Annotated in this window: 17 protein-coding genes and 1 riboswitch; of the genes, 7 read left to right on the top strand and 10 right to left on the bottom strand. The window is 69.5% G+C overall.

Features of this window, described 5'->3' with window-relative positions; genetic code table 11:
* Window positions 1-100: 100 nt before the first annotated feature.
* From AC27IY_RS18580 to disA, 4 genes are all read left to right on the top strand, one after another.
* Window positions 101-469, top strand: coding sequence for a MerR family transcriptional regulator (locus tag AC27IY_RS18580; protein WP_344213544.1), 369 nt, complete (start codon window positions 101-103; stop codon window positions 467-469).
* A 4-nt stretch (window positions 470-473) separates the two neighbouring features.
* Window positions 474-779: a thioredoxin gene (trxA, locus tag AC27IY_RS18575; RefSeq protein ID WP_364462191.1), complete on the top strand. Its 306-nt coding sequence runs from the start codon at window positions 474-476 to the stop codon at window positions 777-779.
* 80 nt (window positions 780-859) lie between these two features.
* Window positions 860-2,269 carry a DNA repair protein RadA gene (gene radA / locus AC27IY_RS18570; RefSeq protein WP_487178671.1) on the top strand — a complete coding sequence of 470 codons (1,410 nt, stop codon included), beginning with the start codon at window positions 860-862 and terminating at the stop codon, window positions 2,267-2,269.
* Window positions 2,270-2,309: 40 nt separating this feature from the next.
* The gene (disA, locus tag AC27IY_RS18565; protein WP_344213550.1) at window positions 2,310-3,383 is read left to right on the top strand and encodes a DNA integrity scanning diadenylate cyclase DisA; all 1,074 of its coding nucleotides are present in this window, start codon (window positions 2,310-2,312) and stop codon (window positions 3,381-3,383) included.
* 13 nt (window positions 3,384-3,396) lie between these two features.
* Here disA and AC27IY_RS18560 read toward each other — a convergent pair whose 3' ends face one another.
* Window positions 3,397-4,080: a hypothetical protein gene (locus AC27IY_RS18560; protein ID WP_344213552.1), complete on the bottom strand. Its 684-nt coding sequence runs from the start codon at window positions 4,078-4,080 to the stop codon at window positions 3,397-3,399.
* Between the two features lie 196 nt (window positions 4,081-4,276).
* On the opposite strand from AC27IY_RS18560, the gene AC27IY_RS18555 reads away from it, so the two are divergent.
* Window positions 4,277-5,035, top strand: coding sequence for an HhH-GPD family protein (locus tag AC27IY_RS18555; protein ID WP_371248995.1), 759 nt, complete (start codon window positions 4,277-4,279; stop codon window positions 5,033-5,035).
* Between the two features lie 9 nt (window positions 5,036-5,044).
* Here the strand turns inward: AC27IY_RS18555 and AC27IY_RS18550 are convergent, their stop codons facing one another.
* Both AC27IY_RS18550 and AC27IY_RS18545 read right to left on the bottom strand, forming a co-directional pair.
* The gene (locus tag AC27IY_RS18550; RefSeq protein ID WP_364462200.1) at window positions 5,045-5,461 is read right to left on the bottom strand and encodes a cupin domain-containing protein; all 417 of its coding nucleotides are present in this window, start codon (window positions 5,459-5,461) and stop codon (window positions 5,045-5,047) included.
* A gap of 14 nt (window positions 5,462-5,475) precedes the next feature.
* Window positions 5,476-5,853, bottom strand: a complete 378-nt coding sequence (locus tag AC27IY_RS18545; protein ID WP_344213558.1) for a cupin domain-containing protein — start codon at window positions 5,851-5,853, stop codon at window positions 5,476-5,478.
* A 64-nt stretch (window positions 5,854-5,917) separates the two neighbouring features.
* Here AC27IY_RS18545 and AC27IY_RS18540 point away from each other — a divergent pair, with 64 nt between their 5' ends.
* Window positions 5,918-6,388, top strand: coding sequence for a MarR family winged helix-turn-helix transcriptional regulator (locus AC27IY_RS18540; protein WP_344213560.1), 471 nt, complete (start codon window positions 5,918-5,920; stop codon window positions 6,386-6,388).
* A gap of 6 nt (window positions 6,389-6,394) precedes the next feature.
* Here AC27IY_RS18540 and AC27IY_RS18535 read toward each other — a convergent pair whose 3' ends face one another.
* The 6 genes from AC27IY_RS18535 to AC27IY_RS18510 form a co-directional block, all read right to left on the bottom strand.
* On the bottom strand, window positions 6,395-7,333 hold the full coding sequence (locus AC27IY_RS18535) for a sugar phosphate isomerase/epimerase family protein (RefSeq protein WP_344213562.1): 939 nt from the start codon (window positions 7,331-7,333) through the stop codon (window positions 6,395-6,397).
* 475 nt (window positions 7,334-7,808) lie between these two features.
* The gene (locus AC27IY_RS18530) at window positions 7,809-10,310 is read right to left on the bottom strand and encodes an ATP-dependent Clp protease ATP-binding subunit (RefSeq protein WP_329588530.1); all 2,502 of its coding nucleotides are present in this window, start codon (window positions 10,308-10,310) and stop codon (window positions 7,809-7,811) included.
* A 902-nt stretch (window positions 10,311-11,212) separates the two neighbouring features.
* Window positions 11,213-11,545 carry a histone-like nucleoid-structuring protein Lsr2 gene (locus AC27IY_RS18525; protein WP_329588529.1) on the bottom strand — a complete coding sequence of 111 codons (333 nt, stop codon included), beginning with the start codon at window positions 11,543-11,545 and terminating at the stop codon, window positions 11,213-11,215.
* Between the two features lie 510 nt (window positions 11,546-12,055).
* On the bottom strand, window positions 12,056-12,544 hold the full coding sequence (locus AC27IY_RS18520; protein ID WP_423451936.1) for an RDD family protein: 489 nt from the start codon (window positions 12,542-12,544) through the stop codon (window positions 12,056-12,058).
* 126 nt (window positions 12,545-12,670) lie between these two features.
* Complete coding sequence (locus AC27IY_RS18515; RefSeq protein WP_487178670.1) at window positions 12,671-14,068, bottom strand: RDD family protein; 1,398 nt, start codon at window positions 14,066-14,068, stop codon at window positions 12,671-12,673.
* A gap of 85 nt (window positions 14,069-14,153) precedes the next feature.
* A complete protein-coding gene (locus tag AC27IY_RS18510; RefSeq protein WP_344213568.1) occupies window positions 14,154-14,723 on the bottom strand; it encodes an amino-acid N-acetyltransferase in 570 nt (189 codons plus the stop codon).
* A gap of 276 nt (window positions 14,724-14,999) precedes the next feature.
* Window positions 15,000-15,150: riboswitch (cyclic di-AMP (ydaO/yuaA leader) on the top strand.
* 5 nt (window positions 15,151-15,155) lie between these two features.
* Between AC27IY_RS18510 and AC27IY_RS18505 the strand changes: the two genes are divergently transcribed.
* Window positions 15,156-16,199, top strand: coding sequence for a C40 family peptidase (locus tag AC27IY_RS18505; protein WP_423477429.1), 1,044 nt, complete (start codon window positions 15,156-15,158; stop codon window positions 16,197-16,199).
* 38 nt (window positions 16,200-16,237) lie between these two features.
* On the opposite strand, the gene AC27IY_RS18500 is transcribed toward AC27IY_RS18505, so the two are convergent.
* The gene (locus tag AC27IY_RS18500) at window positions 16,238-16,450 is read right to left on the bottom strand and encodes a LuxR C-terminal-related transcriptional regulator (protein WP_091081333.1); all 213 of its coding nucleotides are present in this window, start codon (window positions 16,448-16,450) and stop codon (window positions 16,238-16,240) included.
* Window positions 16,451-16,796 lie beyond the last annotated feature (346 nt).

Raw genomic sequence — 16,796 nt, 5'->3', positions numbered from 1 at the left:
TATGACAAGGAGCTATTCAAGCCTTTACGAAATCAGGAACGAGTACGGCCGCCGCGGGCCTGCTTCCCTTGACGCCGGTGTCAACGTTTACCGTGGGGGCATGCGCATCGGAGAGCTGGCGGAACGCACCGGGGCGAGCACCCGTTCGCTCCGGTACTACGAGCAGCACGGTCTGCTCCAGGCCCGGCGCGGCCCCAACGGCTACCGGCAGTACACCGAGGAGGACGTGCGGCTCGTCACCGAGATCCGCGCCCTGCTCGCGGTCGGGTTCTCCCTGGAGGACACCCGGCCGTTCGTCGACTGCCTGCGCAGAGGGCACAGCACGGGAGGCTCGTGCGCCGAGTCCGTCGAGGTCTACCAGCGCAAGCTCGACGAGATCGACGCCGAGATCCGGGTCCTGCTCGGCCGCCGCGCCGAGGTCGCCGCCCAGCTCTCCCAGTCGTGCCCAGGATGTTTCGTGAGGGGATGAGGACATGATCACGTTGACCACCGAGAACTTCGAGGAGCAGGTGCTCAAGAGCGACCGGCCGGTGCTGGTCGACTTCTGGGCCGAATGGTGCGGGCCGTGCCGCATGGTGGCGCCCGTGCTGGAGCAGATCGAGGCCGAGCGCGGCCTCACCATCGGCAAGCTCAACACCGACGAGAACCCCGAGATCATGGCCAAGTACGGCGTCATGGGCATCCCGACGCTGCTGCTGTTCGAGAACGGCGAGCCGGTCAAGCGGGTCGTCGGAGCCAAGCCCAAGCGCCTCCTGGAGTCCGACCTGGGCCTGATCTAACCCGGCCTGCCCGATCTGGCGCGCATGTCGGGGCGGATCGTCGGAGCCGTTTGTCGGTGCGCGGCGCTAGCCTGCTCGGCATGGCGAAGACGTCTGCCCCGAAGCCCGGTTACCGCTGCGCCGAGTGCGGATGGCGCACCACCAAGTGGGTCGGCCGGTGCGGCGAGTGCCAGGCATGGGGCACGGTCGACGCGGAGGGCGGCCGGGCCGGCGTCACCATCGTCCAGGGTGGCGCCACCACCGCGCCCGCCTTGCCGATCGGCCAGGTCAAGGCCGAGGTCGCCACGGCCCGCACCACCGGCGTGAGCGAGCTCGACCGGGTGCTCGGCGGCGGTCTGGTCCCCGGCGCGGTCGTGCTGCTGGCCGGCGAGCCCGGCATCGGCAAGTCCACGCTGCTGCTGGAGGCCGCCGCCCGCATCGCCGAGCGCGAGACCGTCCTCTACGTCACCGGCGAGGAGTCCTCCGCCCAGGTGCGGCTGCGCGCCGACCGCATCGACGCCATCAGGCCCCAGCTCTACCTCGCCGCCGAGACCGAGCTGTCGGCGCTGGTCACCCACGTCGAGAAGGTCCAGCCCACGCTGCTCGTCGTCGACTCGGTGCAGACGATCGGCTCCGCGCAGGCCACCGGCGTGCCCGGCGGCGTCACCCAGGTCCGCGAGGTCGCGGCCAACCTCGTGCGCCTGGCCAAGGAGCGCAACATGGCCACCGTCCTCGTCGGCCACGTCACCAAGGAAGGCTCCATCGCCGGTCCGCGCACCCTGGAGCACCTGGTCGACGTCGTGCTCAACTTCGAAGGCGACCGCTACTCCCGGCTCCGCATGGTCCGCGCCATCAAGAACAGGTTCGGCCCCACTGACGAGGTCGGCTGCTTCGACCTGCACGAGCGCGGCATCGAGGGCATCACCGATCCCAGCGGCCTGTTCGTCTCCCGGCGCACCGAGCCGGTGCCGGGCACCTGCGTCACCGTCACCGTCGAGGGCACCCGGCCGCTGCCCGCCGAGGTGCAGGCCCTGGTGGCGCGCACCGAGGCGCAGCAGCCCCGGCGCACCTCCTCCGGCCTCGACACCTTCCGCGTGCAGATGATCCTCGCCGTCCTGGAGCGGCGGCTCAACGCCCGCCTCGGCGGCTGCGACGTCTTCACCGCCACCGTCGGCGGCATCAAGCTGGCCGACCCCGCGGTCGACCTGTCGGTCATGCTCGCGGTGGCGAGCGCCGCCGGCGACAAGCCGCTGCCCCCCGGGCTGGTGGCGCTCGGCGAGGTCGGCCTGGCCGGCGAGCTGCGGCCGGTCAAGGACGTCCGCAGGCGGCTCAACGAGGCCGCCCGGCTCGGCTTCAAGCGGGCGCTCGTCCCCGCGGGGTCGCTGGAGGACGGCACCCGCAGGCACAACGGCCAGCGCGCGCTCGTGCCCGTCGGGCCCGTCGCGTTCGCCCCCGGGTTCGAGGTCGTCCAGGCGGAGAACGTCTGGGACGCACTCACACACGTCACATAGCGCCGCTAAGCTGGGCGTGACCGATCGACACGGGGGTCAGGTGGATAGGAGTCTGGACGACCGCCGGCGCGAAGCTCTGGCGGCGGTGGCGCCGGGCACGCCCCTGCGCGACGGCCTGGAGCGCATCCTGCGCGGGTCCACCGGCGGGCTGATCGTTCTCGGCTACAACGACGACGTCGAAGCGGTCTGCAGCGGCGGGTTCACCCTCGACGTCGACTTCTCGGCGACCCGGCTGCGCGAGCTCGCCAAGATGGACGGCGCCATCGTGATCAGCGGCGACGACAAGATCGTACGCGCCGCCGTGCACCTCGTGCCCGACCCGGCCATCCCCACCGACGAGTCCGGCACCCGCCACCGCACCGCCCAGCGCGTGGCCCGGCAGACCGGCCTGCCCATCATCGCGATCAGCAAGTCGATGCGCATCATCGCCCTCTACCTCGACGGCATCCGCTACGTCCTGGAGGAGTCGGCGGCCATCCTGTCCAAGGCCAACCAGGCCCTCGCCACGCTCGAACGCTACAAGCACCGTCTCGACGAGGTCTCCGGCACGCTGTCGGCCCTGGAGATCGAGGACCTCGTCACCGTCCGCGACGTCGCCGCCGTCGCGCAGCGGCTGGAGATGGTGCGGCGCATCTCCGACGAGATCAAGGGCTACGTCGTCGAGCTCGGCACCGACGGGCGGCTGCTGTCCCTGCAGCTCGACGAGCTGGTGGCCGGGGTCGACTCCGAGCGGGAGCTGGTCGTGCGCGACTACCTCCCCGCGCCTTCGGGCCGGCGCCACAAGCGGCTGCCCGAGGCCATGCACGACCTCGACCAGCTCTCCGGCGCCGACCTGCTCGACCTGTCGGCGGTCGCCCACGTCCTGGGGCACGGGGCCGACAAGCTCGACAGCCCGGTCAGCCCGCGCGGCTTCCGGCTGCTCGCCAAGGTCCCCCGCCTGCCCGCCACCGTCGTCGACCGGCTGGTCAACCACTTCGGCGGGCTGCAGAAGCTGCTCGCGGCCAGCATCGACGACCTGCAGGCCGTGGGCGGGGTCGGCGAGTCCCGCGCGCGCAGCGTCCGCGAGGGCCTCTCCCGCCTCGCCGAGTCCTCGATACTCGAACGCTACGTCTGACCGGCGACGGGCGTCACCGGAGGTGGAAGACGCCCTTGGGGCTGCGGAGCTTGCCGAAGCGGGCCATGGCGACGTACGTGCCGGGCAGCGCGGGCGGCGGCGTGGCGCGGCAGTCGGCGCTGGAGCGCTTCCTGTCCCAGTTCAGCGTCCGCACGTACGGCACCCCGCGCTGCAGCTCGGCGACGTCCTCGCCGGCCCCGCTCACGCAGTCGGCCGTCGACCAGATGCGGTCCTGGCCGGACATGATGCGGATCTCCATGGCCCGCGGCCCGACGTCGGCCCTGCACATCACGGGCCCCGTGTTGACGAGCGTGACGATGAAGGACGGCCGGGAGCCGCCCGCGTAGATCTGGTCCTTGCCCCCCTGCAGGCTCAGCACGAGGTCCTCCTCGGCGCAGGGCGCGCCCGCCCGCCTGACGCGGCTGGGCGACGGGCTCGGCCGTCGCGCGCTGGGCGTGGGCGAGGGGGTGGCGGTGCCCATGGCGAGCGTACGCAGCCCGGCCAGCAGCGGGTCGACCGCCGGCGAGACGCTGGGTGAGACCTTGGCCTCAGAGGAGCTCTGCTCCGGCCCGCCCTTGCCCCCGCTGGAGCACGCCCAGGCCACCACGGCCACCACGACGAGCACCGCCACCAGCACGCTCATCCGGCGCCGCCAGTAAACGTCACCGCCGTCGCCACGCATCGTCTCCGGATCCATGAGACCCAGCATGGTAACCAGAAGGTCACTCAGGGTGACGACACGCCGAGGTCATTCCCATCGGCATACCCTTGTCGGCGTGGTTGAGCCTCATCTTCTGCACAACGCTGTCCTCAGTTGGTACGAAGACAACGCGAGAGACCTCCCCTGGCGGGCCGCTGACGCCACGCCCTGGGGGGTGCTGGTCAGCGAGATCATGCTGCAGCAGACCCCGGTCGTCCGCGTCCTGCCCGTCTGGCACGAGTGGATGGAACGCTGGCCGGCCCCCAAGGATCTCGCGGCCGAGCAGCCGGGCGAGGCGGTCCGGCACTGGGGAAGGCTCGGCTACCCGCGGCGGGCGCTGCGCCTGCACGCCTGCGCCCGGGCGATCACCGACGAGCACGGCGGCGAGGTGCCCGCCGATCACGCGACGCTGCTGGCCCTGCCGGGCATCGGCGAGTACACAGCGGCCGCGGTCGCCAGCTTCGCCTACGGCGGACGGCACGCGGTGCTGGACACCAACGTCCGGAGGGTGTTCGCCAGGGCCGTACGCGCCGAGGAATACCCTCCTACGGCCACCTCGGCGGCCGAACGGCGGCTCGCCGAGTCCCTGCTGCCCGAGCTGGGCGCGGCCCGCTGGGGTGTGGCGGTGATGGAGCTGGGCGCCCTGGTGTGCTCGGCCCGCGCGCCGCGCTGCGCCGACTGCCCCATCGCCGACGTGTGCGCCTGGCGGCTGGCGGGCAAGCCGCCGCACGCCGGCCCCGCGCGCAAGGGCCAGACCTACGCCGGCACCGACCGCCAGTGCCGGGGGCGGCTGCTGGCGGTGCTGCGCGAGGCCCACGGCCCGGTGCCGAAGGCGGCGCTCGACGTGGTGTGGGACGACGCGGTCCAGCGCGAACGCGCCCTGGACGGCCTCATCGCCGACGGCCTGGCCGAAGCCCTCGACGACGACACCTACCGCCTCCCCCACGCCTGACCTTCAGGGTCAGCTGACCCAGGGCGGCACCAGGCGTTCGGAGCCCTTCGGGGCCAGGTCGCAGGCGTCCGGGGCGGATGTGCCGTCCGGGTTGTAGACCTTCGTCCCGGCCGGGGCGGTCACGATCGACACGAACCCCCGCACCGGATCGGCGAACATCCGCCGGCTCACGTCCGCGGGCAGCACCATCGTGTCCCCCGCCGCGACCTCGTGGCGCTCCTCGCCCAGCTCCACCACCGCGGCCCCGTCGAGCCACGTCCACAGCACCTCGGCGTCGAAGGCGTGCACCGGCCCCTCCATGCCGGGACGGGCGTCCACCCGCCACACGGCCTGCTCCGCCTGCCCCTGCGTCGGGGAGGCGAGCGTGGTCATCACGCCGTTGGGCGTCTCGGTACGCCGGCATTCGGCGTTCGGCACGACAGACACGGGCATCCTCCCTTTCACGCGATCCACGGCGGGGTGCCGAGGTCGGCCCCGTCGGCGGACATGGCACGGGCGCCGGCCCGGGCGGTGACGACGGCGGTGTAGCCGGCGTCCGGGCCGGCGGTGACGCGACGCGGCGTGCGCGCCGGCATGACGACGGTGTCGCCCGCCGCCACGGCGAAGCTCTCCTCGCCGAGCTCGACGGTCGCCGCCCCGTCGAGCCAGCTCCACACCTGCTCGACGTCGAAGTCGTGGAGCGGCCCCGCCACGCCGGGCTTGGCCTCCACGCGCCAGAGCGACCGCCCGGCCGCTCCCTGGGTGGGCGAGGCGAAGGTCGTCATGACGCCGCCGGGTGTCTCGGTACGCCGCGCGTCGGCGGCACGAATGACGGTCATGCGGGAAACCCCTTAGGATAGGCAACCACGTTGTCCATCAATATAGTCAATCAGGTTGTCTATTGTGTCAAGCGACGCCCCTGGGTTCGAGTTGCCGCTGCGCCTGCTGCTGGCGTTCCGGGCGCTCATCGACGAGCTGCACGCCGAGCTGTCCCGGCAGGGACACCCCCACATCAGACCCATGCACGGATTCGTCATGCAGGCCATCGGCCCCGCCGGCACGACGGCCGTCGAGCTGGGCCGCGCGCTGGGCGTCTCCAAGCAGGCGGCCGGCAAGACCGTCGAGTCGCTGGAGCGCGTCGGCTACGTGGAGCGCGCCACCGATCCGCACGACAGCCGGCGCAAGATCGTACGGCTGACGCCGTACGGGATGGATGCGCTCCACCGCTCGGCCCGCATCTTCGACGAGCTCCGCGCCCGCTGGGCCGCCGAGCTGGGCGTGGAGCGGCTGCGGGCGCTGGAGGCCGACCTGCGCAAGGTCACGCCGGCCAATCCGTGGCGGCTGGACACGCCCGCCTGGTTCACCTCACTCTGAGTGAGGTCAGGCGGCCAGCTGGAGGCCCAGGCCGGTCAGGTTGCTGCGGGCCCAGTCCAGCTCCTCGGCCAGCAGCGACACCAGCGCCCCCGGCCCCTTGGCGCGTCCCGGCACGGCCAGGTTGTGCGTCTCGACCTCGATGTGGGCGCTGCCGCTGACCGCGCCCGACAGCATGGCCGTCAGCGTGTCGTGCAGCACCTCGCCGGTGCTGGACGTCCGGCCGGTGTGGTTGTGCACGTGGCCGAGCTTGACGACCGGCGCCCCGGCCGCGGCCAGGTTCTTGAGCGCCGCGCCCGGCTCCTCGTCGCCGGAGGCGAGGTGGCAGGCGTCCAGGCACACGCCGAGATGCTCGGAGTCGATGCCGCCGACCCGCTCCAGCGCCTGCTCGGTGGTCTCCAGCACGCAGCCGGGCCACGGCTCGAAGCCGACGCGGATCGTCTTGCCGGTGACGCTGTGGATGCCGCGCAGCTCGCGGGCCAGCCGCTCCAGGCGGCGGGTGGCGATGCTGTGCAGGTCGGCCGGCCAGTCACGCCGCCAGCCGATCGGTATGGTCGAGATGCTGCCGAAACGTACGTCCTCAGGCAGCAGGAACGCGAGGATGCGGGCCAGCGCCATGGTGTAGCGGTAGCGCTCGGGCTTGGCCCAGTCGGGGCCGGGGACCTCCTGGTTGCGGCCGCCGGTGCCGTTGAGGCTCACGACCTCCAGACCGCGCTCCTCCAGGGAGCGGCGCAGCCGGACGAGCTCGATGCGGTCGGCGGTGAGGTGGTCGGCGACGCTCGGCGACAGCCACAGGCCGATGCCCATCCGCTCCACGCCGAGCCGCTTGCGCACCGGCACGGCGTAGCGAGTGAGATGGGCGATCAGGTTCTCCAGGTCTTCAGCGGGATGGACGCCTGCGTTGTAGGCGAGGTGAACGAGCGTTCCGTCATCGTGACGCAGGCGCATCGGTTTCCTCCACGGCTTGCTTATGTGTGTCCGTCGCCCGCCTCGGACGTGCCGGACCTCGTCGAGCATGCCTGCTCGCGGGTCCCGCCGGCGTCCGCCCAGAGTTGATTCCTGACTACTCCCCGGGGAGCAGGCCCCCACGTTAGGGACGCGCTCTTGCGGCTCACTTGGATGAGACTTGGCTCTACTCTACGCAGTGTAGTACTACCACCGGTGGCGGGATACCCGGTCATCCAACAATTACGCAACGACGTGGTGACGACGGGCGAGCCGACGCCCGGAAAGGGGCACTGGCCGGCCCCAGGAGCCACGGAGAGCGCTCCCCGACCCGGGTGGCGACGAACTCCTCACGTCCGTGACCTGTGACGCCACACGATGCCACAGAGCGCCGCACCCCGGAGACGCGAAAAGCTCCCGTGTGACGAAGCACACGGGAGCTCTCCGGTGTCACGCCGGCGCCGGAGCGCCGGACGGGTCAGTGCTGGATCGGAGCCGCGATGGCCGCCGCCGAGTCGGGCACCTTCGAGGACGTCTCGCCCCGGAAGATGAACTTGGCCTCGTCGCCCTCGCCCTCGATCGTCACCTTCACGACCTGCCCCGGACGGAGCTCGCCGTAGAGGATCTTCTCGGACAGGGAGTCCTCCAGCTCGCGCTGGATGGTCCGGCGCAGCGGCCGGGCGCCCATCACCGGGTCGTAGCCGCGGTCGGCCAGCAGCTGCTTGGCCTCCTGCGAGACCTCGAGCCCCATGTCGCGGTCCTTCAGCCTCGCGTCGACCTGGGCGAGCATCAGATCCACGATCTGGATGATCTCGACCGGCGTGAGCTGGTGGAAGACCACGATGTCGTCGACACGGTTGAGGAACTCGGGCCGGAAGTGCTGCTTGAGCTCCTCCTGGACCTTCGCCTTCATCCGCTCGTAGTTGGACTCGGTGTCGTTGGACTTCGCGAACCCGACCCCGATGCCCTTGGAGATGTCACGGGTGCCGAGGTTGGTGGTCATGATGATGACCGTGTTCTTGAAGTCGACCACGCGACCCTGGGCGTCGGTCAGGCGACCGTCCTCCAGGATCTGCAGCAGCGAGTTGAAGATGTCGGGGTGGGCCTTCTCGATCTCGTCGAACAGGACCACGGAGAACGGCTTGCGCCGCACCTTCTCGGTGAGCTGGCCGCCCTCCTCGTAGCCGACGTAGCCGGGAGGCGAGCCGAACAGCCGCGAGACGGTGTGCTTCTCCATGAACTCCGACATGTCCAGGCTGATCAGCGCGTCCTCGTCACCGAAGAGGAACTCCGCCAGAGCCTTGGACAGCTCGGTCTTGCCGACGCCCGAGGGGCCGGCGAAGATGAACGAGCCGCCGGGACGGCGCGGGTCCTTCAGCCCGGCGCGGGTGCGCCGGATGGACCGCGACAGGCCCTTGATGGCGTCGTCCTGGCCGATGATCCGCTTGTGGAGCTCGTCCTCCATGCGGAGCAGGCGCTGCGACTCCTCCTCGGTCAGCTTGAAGACCGGGATGCCGGTGGCGGTCGCCAGGACCTCGGCGATGAGCTCCTGGGTGACCTCGGCCACGACGTCCATGTCGCCGGCCTTCCACTCCTTCTCCCGGCGCTCGCGCTTGAGCTGGAGCTGCTTCTCCTGGTCGCGGAGAGCGGCCGCCTTCTCGAAGTCCTGCGCGTCGATCGCGGACTCCTTGTCGCGACGCACGTTGGCGATCTTCTCGTCGTACTCGCGCAGGTCCGGCGGAGCGGTCATCCGGCGGATGCGCATCCGGGAGCCGGCCTCGTCGATGAGGTCGATCGCCTTGTCGGGCAGGTAGCGGTCGCTGATGTAGCGGTCGGCCAGCTGCGCCGCGGCCACCAGCGCGTCGTCCGTGATGGACACGCGGTGGTGCGCCTCGTAGCGGTCACGCAGACCCTTGAGGATCTCGATCGTGTGGCTGAGCGAGGGCTCGGCCACCTGGATCGGCTGGAAGCGGCGCTCGAGCGCGGCGTCCTTCTCAAGGTATTTGCGGTATTCGTCGAGCGTGGTCGCGCCGATCGTCTGCAGCTCGCCGCGGGCCAGCATCGGCTTGAGGATGCTGGCGGCGTCGATCGCGCCCTCCGCGGCGCCCGCACCCACGAGCGTGTGCAGCTCGTCGATGAACAGGATGATGTCGCCGCGCGTGCGGATCTCCTTGAGCACCTTCTTCAGGCGCTCTTCGAAGTCGCCGCGGTAACGGGAGCCGGCGACCAGGGCGCCGAGGTCAAGCGTGTAGAGCTGCTTGTCCTTCAGCGTCTCGGGCACCTCGCCCCTGACGATCTTCTGCGACAGGCCCTCGACGACGGCGGTCTTGCCGACGCCGGGCTCGCCGATGAGAACGGGGTTGTTCTTGGTCCTCCGGGAGAGGACCTGCATGACCCGCTCGATCTCCTTCTCACGGCCGATGACCGGATCCAGCTTGCCCTCGCGGGCCGCCTGGGTCAGGTTGCGGCCGAACTGGTCGAGCACCAGGGACGTGGACGGGGCCGACTCCTGGGGGCCGCCCGCGGCCGCCGGCTCCTTGCCCTGGTAACCGTGCAGCAACTGGATCACCTGCTGCCGGACACGGTTGAGATCAGCTCCAAGCTTGACCAGCACCTGGGCCGCCACACCCTCACCCTCACGGATGAGCCCGAGCAGGATGTGCTCGGTGCCGATGTAGTTGTGGCCCAGCTGCAGAGCCTCACGGAGCGACAGCTCGAGGACCTTCTTGGCCCGCGGGGTGAAGGGAATGTGCCCCGACGGAGCCGACTGGCCCTGGCCGATGATCTCCTCGACCTGCTGGCGCACACCCTCAAGGCTGATGCCCAGGCTCTCCAGAGCCTTGGCGGCAACGCCCTCACCTTCGTGGATCAAACCAAGAAGAATGTGCTCAGTGCCGATGTAGTTGTGGTTGAGCATCCTGGCCTCTTCTTGGGCCAAGACGACAACACGCCTCGCTCGGTCGGTGAACCTCTCGAACATCTCGTCGCTCCTCACAGAGCGGTCAGTCAGGGCCGGTAAATCCGGTCCCGTCCTCCCGCATGCTAGCCCTGGCTCGGCGAACCGTGCCCACTCGCCTCTGACACGCTCTATAGCAGAGACGTTCCCCGAGAGCAGGGCGTTCACCCTCTATCCAACTACTGTTCGGGGGTCACGTGTTCCCGATACGCCGCAAGCGAACGATGTTTAGGCCGCTACGGGGAGACGACACCGAATTGCCGCCGCGGCGTATGCAGATCGACACGGATCGGCCGCCGGACGCCCGGGCGTGCGGCCCGGCGAAGGGGTCGCGCCCGCCGCATCGCCGATGATGCCGCGTCCGTTTCTCATGCGTAATCATCCTATGTCGTGTGGCGGGGATGGCCAAGCGCGGTCACTACGCCCTGAGCATGACCCGGCACCTACCGCTCCCGTCGCAAAAGCTCATCCGGTCAGCCGGGTTACCGGCCTCATCACGCGGGCGCGTGGGGACCGGGCATTGTGCGCACCCGCCCCGCCAAGCCGGTTTTGCCCCGCCTCTCGCAGACGCTTCCCAGCTTTTACTCAGGAACACCCGCGAGGAACAGCGGGAGGAACAGCACGAGGAACAGGCGAGGAACGCGGTGGAGGAGCCCGCGTGCATGCCCGGACGAACGGGCAGCGGGGGCCTTTCGGCTTTGGAGCAGGCCGGGGACGACGCTTCACATATGCGGGCGCGGCCGGCGAATCGGCGGCCGACACCAGCCGCGACAGCCGATCAAAACGCCCGCATATGTGAGCGCATCAGCAGATCGTCCTCTGGGGCGTTCCACCATTCGAGACGCCCCTGAATACGATCATGCGCTTATGGCGGCCGCCGGGGTCCAAGGCGAACGGCATAAGCGCACGGTCGAGCGACGACTCTTTCAGTGAGCCGCCTCGTACTGCTCGACGACGGTGGAGGCGATACGGCCGCGCTCGCTGACCGGCAGGCCGCGGGACTTGGCCCACTGCCGGATCTCCGAGCTCTTCTCCCGGGTCATCGCACGGTTGCCGCCGCGGGTGCGACGACGCGTGGTGGTGGCGCCCGCCCGGCGCGCGTGCTGCACGAAAGGCGAGAGCGCGTCCCTCAGCTTCTTGGCGTTAAGGTCGCTGAGGTCAATCTCATAGGAGGAGCCGTCAATAGCGAAGCTGACCGTCTCATTGGCCTCGCCCCCATCGAGGTCATCGATGAGAATCTCCTGGATGTGCTTGGCCATCTACGCAATCCTTTCGCGGGCATTGTTTCATTCGCCTGCCCAAACATATACCCGAAAAGGCGCGGAGACAATTCAGCACAGCGGGGATTCGCTGACTGGCCGATCAGTTCTGCTTCTCGGCGGGCTGCTGAGCCTTAGGCCGGCGCCCGGCGCCCTCGTGGCGGACCAACTTCACCACGCCAAAGATGAAGGCTCCGGCGACCACGGCCGGGGGGATGAGCGCTGACAATACATCTGTTAGGGCTTCCATTCGTCCTCGCCTCCACGGCTGACGGGGTTTCGAGGGCGCTATATGCGCCCGGGGCCGCTGCCCGGAGGAGCGTGACCCCAGTGCAGCGTACGGCGGCAACCGCCCGCAACTGACCATAGCGGCACACACATGCCCTGCGAGTCTCAGGGGCGCCGACATCCGGCAACCCGGACGCCCCATAGCCTAATGGCAGTCTCTCCAGACTCCTTACCGGATCAAGCGGAAATTTTGCGAAAGGCATCCGCCCAGGTGTGGAAGGCTCAGCGAAGATCTTTTACCACACGCGTTCCGGCCAGCCGGTCGTGCGGGCCGCGCTCCAGCGGCTTGTCCATCAGGATCAGCAGCCCCACCGCGAACAGCAGCATTCCGGCCAGGAGATTGACCACCGGAATGCCGATCAGCATGAGCGCGCCCGGATAGACCAGGGCCCGTTTCAGCGCCGCCCTGGACGCCGGCGCCTCGGGGGACAGGCGAATCCGCATGATCGCCTTGCCGAACGTCCGGCCCCCGCGGGAATGGGCCCACCAGTCGTAGCCGGTATAACCGGCTCCGACGGCCAGGGAGGCGCCCACACCGGGCAGCCTGCCGTCGAACAGCTCCAACAACCCGACAGTCCGGAAGACGCCCCAGAGCGCGATGAACAGAATGTAATAGAAGACCCCGAAGACGAGCCCCTCAATCAGCCGGGCGCCGAGGCGTTCCCACCATTCCGCCGGCAGCGTGTCCGCTCGCGGCGCGGTCCCGGTCATAACCTCCACCTCGCGTCGTCGGCGGCCCCGAATGGGGAGTGCGGGTGTCCCCATTCTGGTACGGCCCGGCGGGCAAAACATAGGGGCCGGCGGTAAGCCGGCCCCCAGGTTCGCGTCCCGCGCGGACTACTTGATCTTCACGACCACCGTACGCGCGACCTTGTCGGCGAACGTCTGCTGCAACGGCTTGTCCCAGAGCTGGGATGCGCCGTTGACTCCCACGCCCGCGTAGGCGAGCACCCAGCCGAGCAGCGGGATGGCGTTGAACACCCACCAGCCCCACGTGACGCCGGCCCGCTTGAGCGCGGCGTCGTTCGGCAGGCCCTTGGGGGGCATGGGCTGGCCGACGAGGACGACCTTGATGCCCATCACCATCTTGCCGACGGTCTGGCCGCTCATCTTCAGCAGGAAGAAGTCGTAAGCCACCCAGAGGGCCGCCGCGACGAGCGCCGCCAGGATGCTGGCGAGGAACGACGTGCCGATGCCGCTGCTGGTGCCGTCGAGCGAGCTGTAGCTCGCCACGAAGAAGATGCCGAGGATCAGGCCCACGACGAAGTTGATGACGAACAGGATGACGCCGTCGATCAACCTGGCCACCAGGCGCTGCCACCACTCGGCGAGCGGGGCGGGCGCGCCGGGCGGCTGGACGCCGACCGGCTGGCCGTAGCCGGGCTGGCCATAGCCCTGCTGCTGGCCGTAGCCCTGCTGTCCGTAGCCTTGCTGCTGGCCGTAGCCCTGCTGACCGTACTGCTGGTCGCCGTACTGCTGGCCGTAGCCCGGCTGGGACTGGCCCTGCTGGCCGTATCCCGGCTGGGACTGGCCCTGCTGGCCGTAGCCCTGCTGACCGTAGTCAGGCTGGGACTGCGGCTGCTGACCGTATTGGGGCTGCTGGCCGTAGCCCTGCTGCTGGCCGTAGTCGGGCTGCGACTGCGGCTGCTGGCCGTAGCCCTGGCCGTAGTCGGGCTGCGACTGCGGCTGCTGGCCGTACTGCGGTTGCTGGCCGTAGCCCGGCTGGGTGCCGTACTGGCCCGAGGAGGGCTGCTGGCCGTAGCCCGGCTGCGACTGCGGCTGCTGGCCGTACTGGGGCTGCTGGCCGTAGCCCGGCTGGGACTGGCCCTGCTGGCCGTAGCCCTGCTGACCGTAGTCAGGCTGGGACTGCGGCTGCTGGCCGTAGCCCTGCTGCTGGCCGTAGCCCTGCTGCTGGCCGTACTGCGGTTGCTGGCCGTAGCCCTGCTGCTGGCCGCCGTACTGGGGCTGCTGGCCGTAGCCCTGCTGCTGGCCGTACTGCGGTTGCTGGCCGTAGCCCGGCTGCTGGCCGTACTGGGGCTGCTGGCCGTAGCCGGGCTGCTGCTGGTTGTAGGGGGACTGGCCGAAGGCGTCGTCCGTGCGGTAGCCGACCACGGTGGCGTCGGGGTCGGGCTCGCCGGGGTGACGGCCCTGGTGCTGCTGGCCGTAGGGGGGATTGCCAGGCGCGGAGTTCTCGCCGGATTCGTCTTGCGGATACGGCGGCTGTCCGGTGCTCACCGTGTCACCTCGCTTCGCGTGCGCATGTGGCACGTGTCAGGGCACATGCCTGTGCTGCCCAACGTATCGACATAGGTATCAACAATCACCTTTCCAATTGGTCAAGGTCCGCGTCACCCGATGTCAGATGGAGCAGCATGCGGGTGTTGCCCAGGGTGTTCGGCTTGACGTGCTCCAGGTCGAGGAACTCGGCCACACCCTCGTCGTACGAGGCCAGAAGTTCGGCGTAGACCTCCGGTGAGACCGGTGTCCCCTGGATGGGCCGGAACCCGTGCCTGGCGAAGAATTCGATCTCGAAAGTGAGACAGAATACGCGCCGCAGACCCAGATCCTTGGCCTGCTGTATGAGAGCCTCCACGATCCGGTGGCCGATGCCCATGCCCCGGCACTCCGGATCGACGGCGACCGTGCGGACCTCGGCGAGATCCTCCCACAGGACGTGCAGGGCGCCGCAGCCGGCGACCCGCCCGCCGAGATCGGCCACCCAGAACTCCTGTACGTCCTCGTACAGCGTCACCGTGGTCTTCTCCAGGAGCCGAGGACCCGCGCCCGCGTAGGTGTCGACCAGGCGCCTGATGCCGCGGACGTCGGGCGTGCGGGCACGCCGGACCACCACCGCGGTCTCGGGCGCTGTCAGCTCGGCCACCTGCTCCATGGCTCTCCAGAGTACAGATGTCATTACGGCTCGGACCTAACTCCCTCAACCGCCCCGTACCCGGGGTCCGGTACGACTGTCCAGGCGCAGGTCCGACGTTCGCCGACGTCAGGCAAAACCAAGGGCAAAAAGGACATAAAGTCTCTCCTGTACGCTTGATCACGAGATCACCTTGTGACCCTTCGGTTGTGAAACCTCAACAGATCAAGCAGTTCTGGTTGAGCAGGAACCGGGAGTGCATTAGTGTCCAGCGACGACGTTCCCCGCGTGTCGCGCGCGGGAGACACGCCCAATTCCCGCAAGGGAAGCCGGGGACCCGCCGATGGCGCCCGCCGCACGCCATCACTGGGGTGAATCCGAAACGTTCGGTAGGGCTCCTCCGGCCCGAACCCGTCAGCTAACCCGGTAGGCGTCGAGGAAGGGAGTCGGTTGGTGAAGCGCACGCGCACGCGTGGGGACGAGAGGACGGCGGGCGGGAGCGCCCCCCGTCGGGAGCGGTTCCGGCGGCCGTTCCGCCTCGGAGCGGCGGCCCTGATGGCCGGCGCGTTACTGGCGGCCCCCATCGCCCCAGCGTCCGCGGAGCCCAAGCCCTCCCTCAAGGAGCTGTCGGAGCGGGTCGAGAAGCTGCACGTCGAGATCGAGACGCTCACGGAGCAGTACAACGGCCAGCGGGAGAAGTACAAAACCGCCAAGAAGGCCGCCGACTCCGCCCAGCAGACCTTGGCCGACAGCCAGGCCGACCTCGCCGCCAAGCGCGCGAAGGCCGTCATGCTCGCCCAGAACGCCTACATCACCGGCGGGCTCAACCGCTCGCTCACGTTCATGCAGTCCGACGATCCCGAGAAGTTCCTCGACCGGGCCGCGACCACCCACGCGCTGGAGACGCAGCAGAGCGAAGAGGTCAACCAGCTGCTCAAGGCCATGGACGCGGCCACCCGCGCCGAGGCCGGCGCCAAGACCCGCATGGAGGAGCTGCGCGGGATCGTGGCCGACCTCGACGCCAAGCGCGACAAGATCACCGCCCTCGTGGCCAAGACGGAGAGCAGCCTCTTCCGCCGCGCCCTCGGCGAGGCCGGGCAGCCCGGCACCCGCGCCGTACGCGTCAACCTGCCGATCCCCGGCACCGGCAAGGCCGCCGCGGCCGCCAGGTGGGCGCTCACGCAGCAGCTCAAGCCGTACGTGTGGGGCGCGGGAGGCCCCAGCTCCTACGACTGCTCCGGCCTGGTCATGGCCGCCTTCAGGCGCGTCGGCATCTCGCTGCCGCACTACACCGGCGACCAGTGGACCGCGGGTCGGCACATCTCCCGTGAGGAGATGCGCCCCGGCGACCTGGTCTTCTTCTACAGCGACCTGCACCACGTCGGCATCTACATCGGCGGGGGCATGATGGTGCACGCCCCGCGCACCGGCGACGTCGTACGGGTGGCCGCGCTCGGCAACCGGCCCTTCGCGGGCGCGGTGCGCATCGCAGACTGAGCCGGCATGACCCGGTGACCCTTGCTCCAAGCGTCCCTTCAGATGAGATGGCGGCGTGCCGCCCAGGCCACGGCCTCGATGGCCGTGGCCACACCGATGCGGTCGCAGATGCCGCGCAGTCTTCGGCGCACCGTGCGTCCGCTGATGTCCAGACGTCTCCCCACTCGATCCACAGTGACGCCCTTGGCCAGCTCGCCGAGTAAAGCCAGATCCGCGTGGCTCAGCTCAACGCCTTCAGTGAGCACTTCCATCGGGAGCCCTCCCCCCCAACAGCAGAATTTGGACCTCACAACGGGCCAAAGCCGCTCGTCTCGCAGAAGGTAAACGCATCTCTGAAAGGTCGTCAAGCGTGATAAATCCCGCCCTTGACGAGCGCTATTGACATGATCGCGTATATGTGACCTACTCGCCATATGCCGACCGGATGCTGGACGCGCGATGACCGATCTCGTTGATCAGTCCGGAGGCTCATCACCCTCCCCTTCGGGTTCGGCGGACCTTCTGGGTTTTGATCCCGCGGACCCCGGCTTTCTGGTTGATCCCTATGCGCGCTACCACGCGCTGCGCGAACGCGGGCCGATCTTCCGTACGCCGGCC

The organism is Nonomuraea sp. B208 (genome assembly GCF_057536035.1).
The sequence above is the reverse complement of the archived record's forward strand: the minus strand, read 5'-3'. Positions and strand labels throughout refer to the sequence as shown.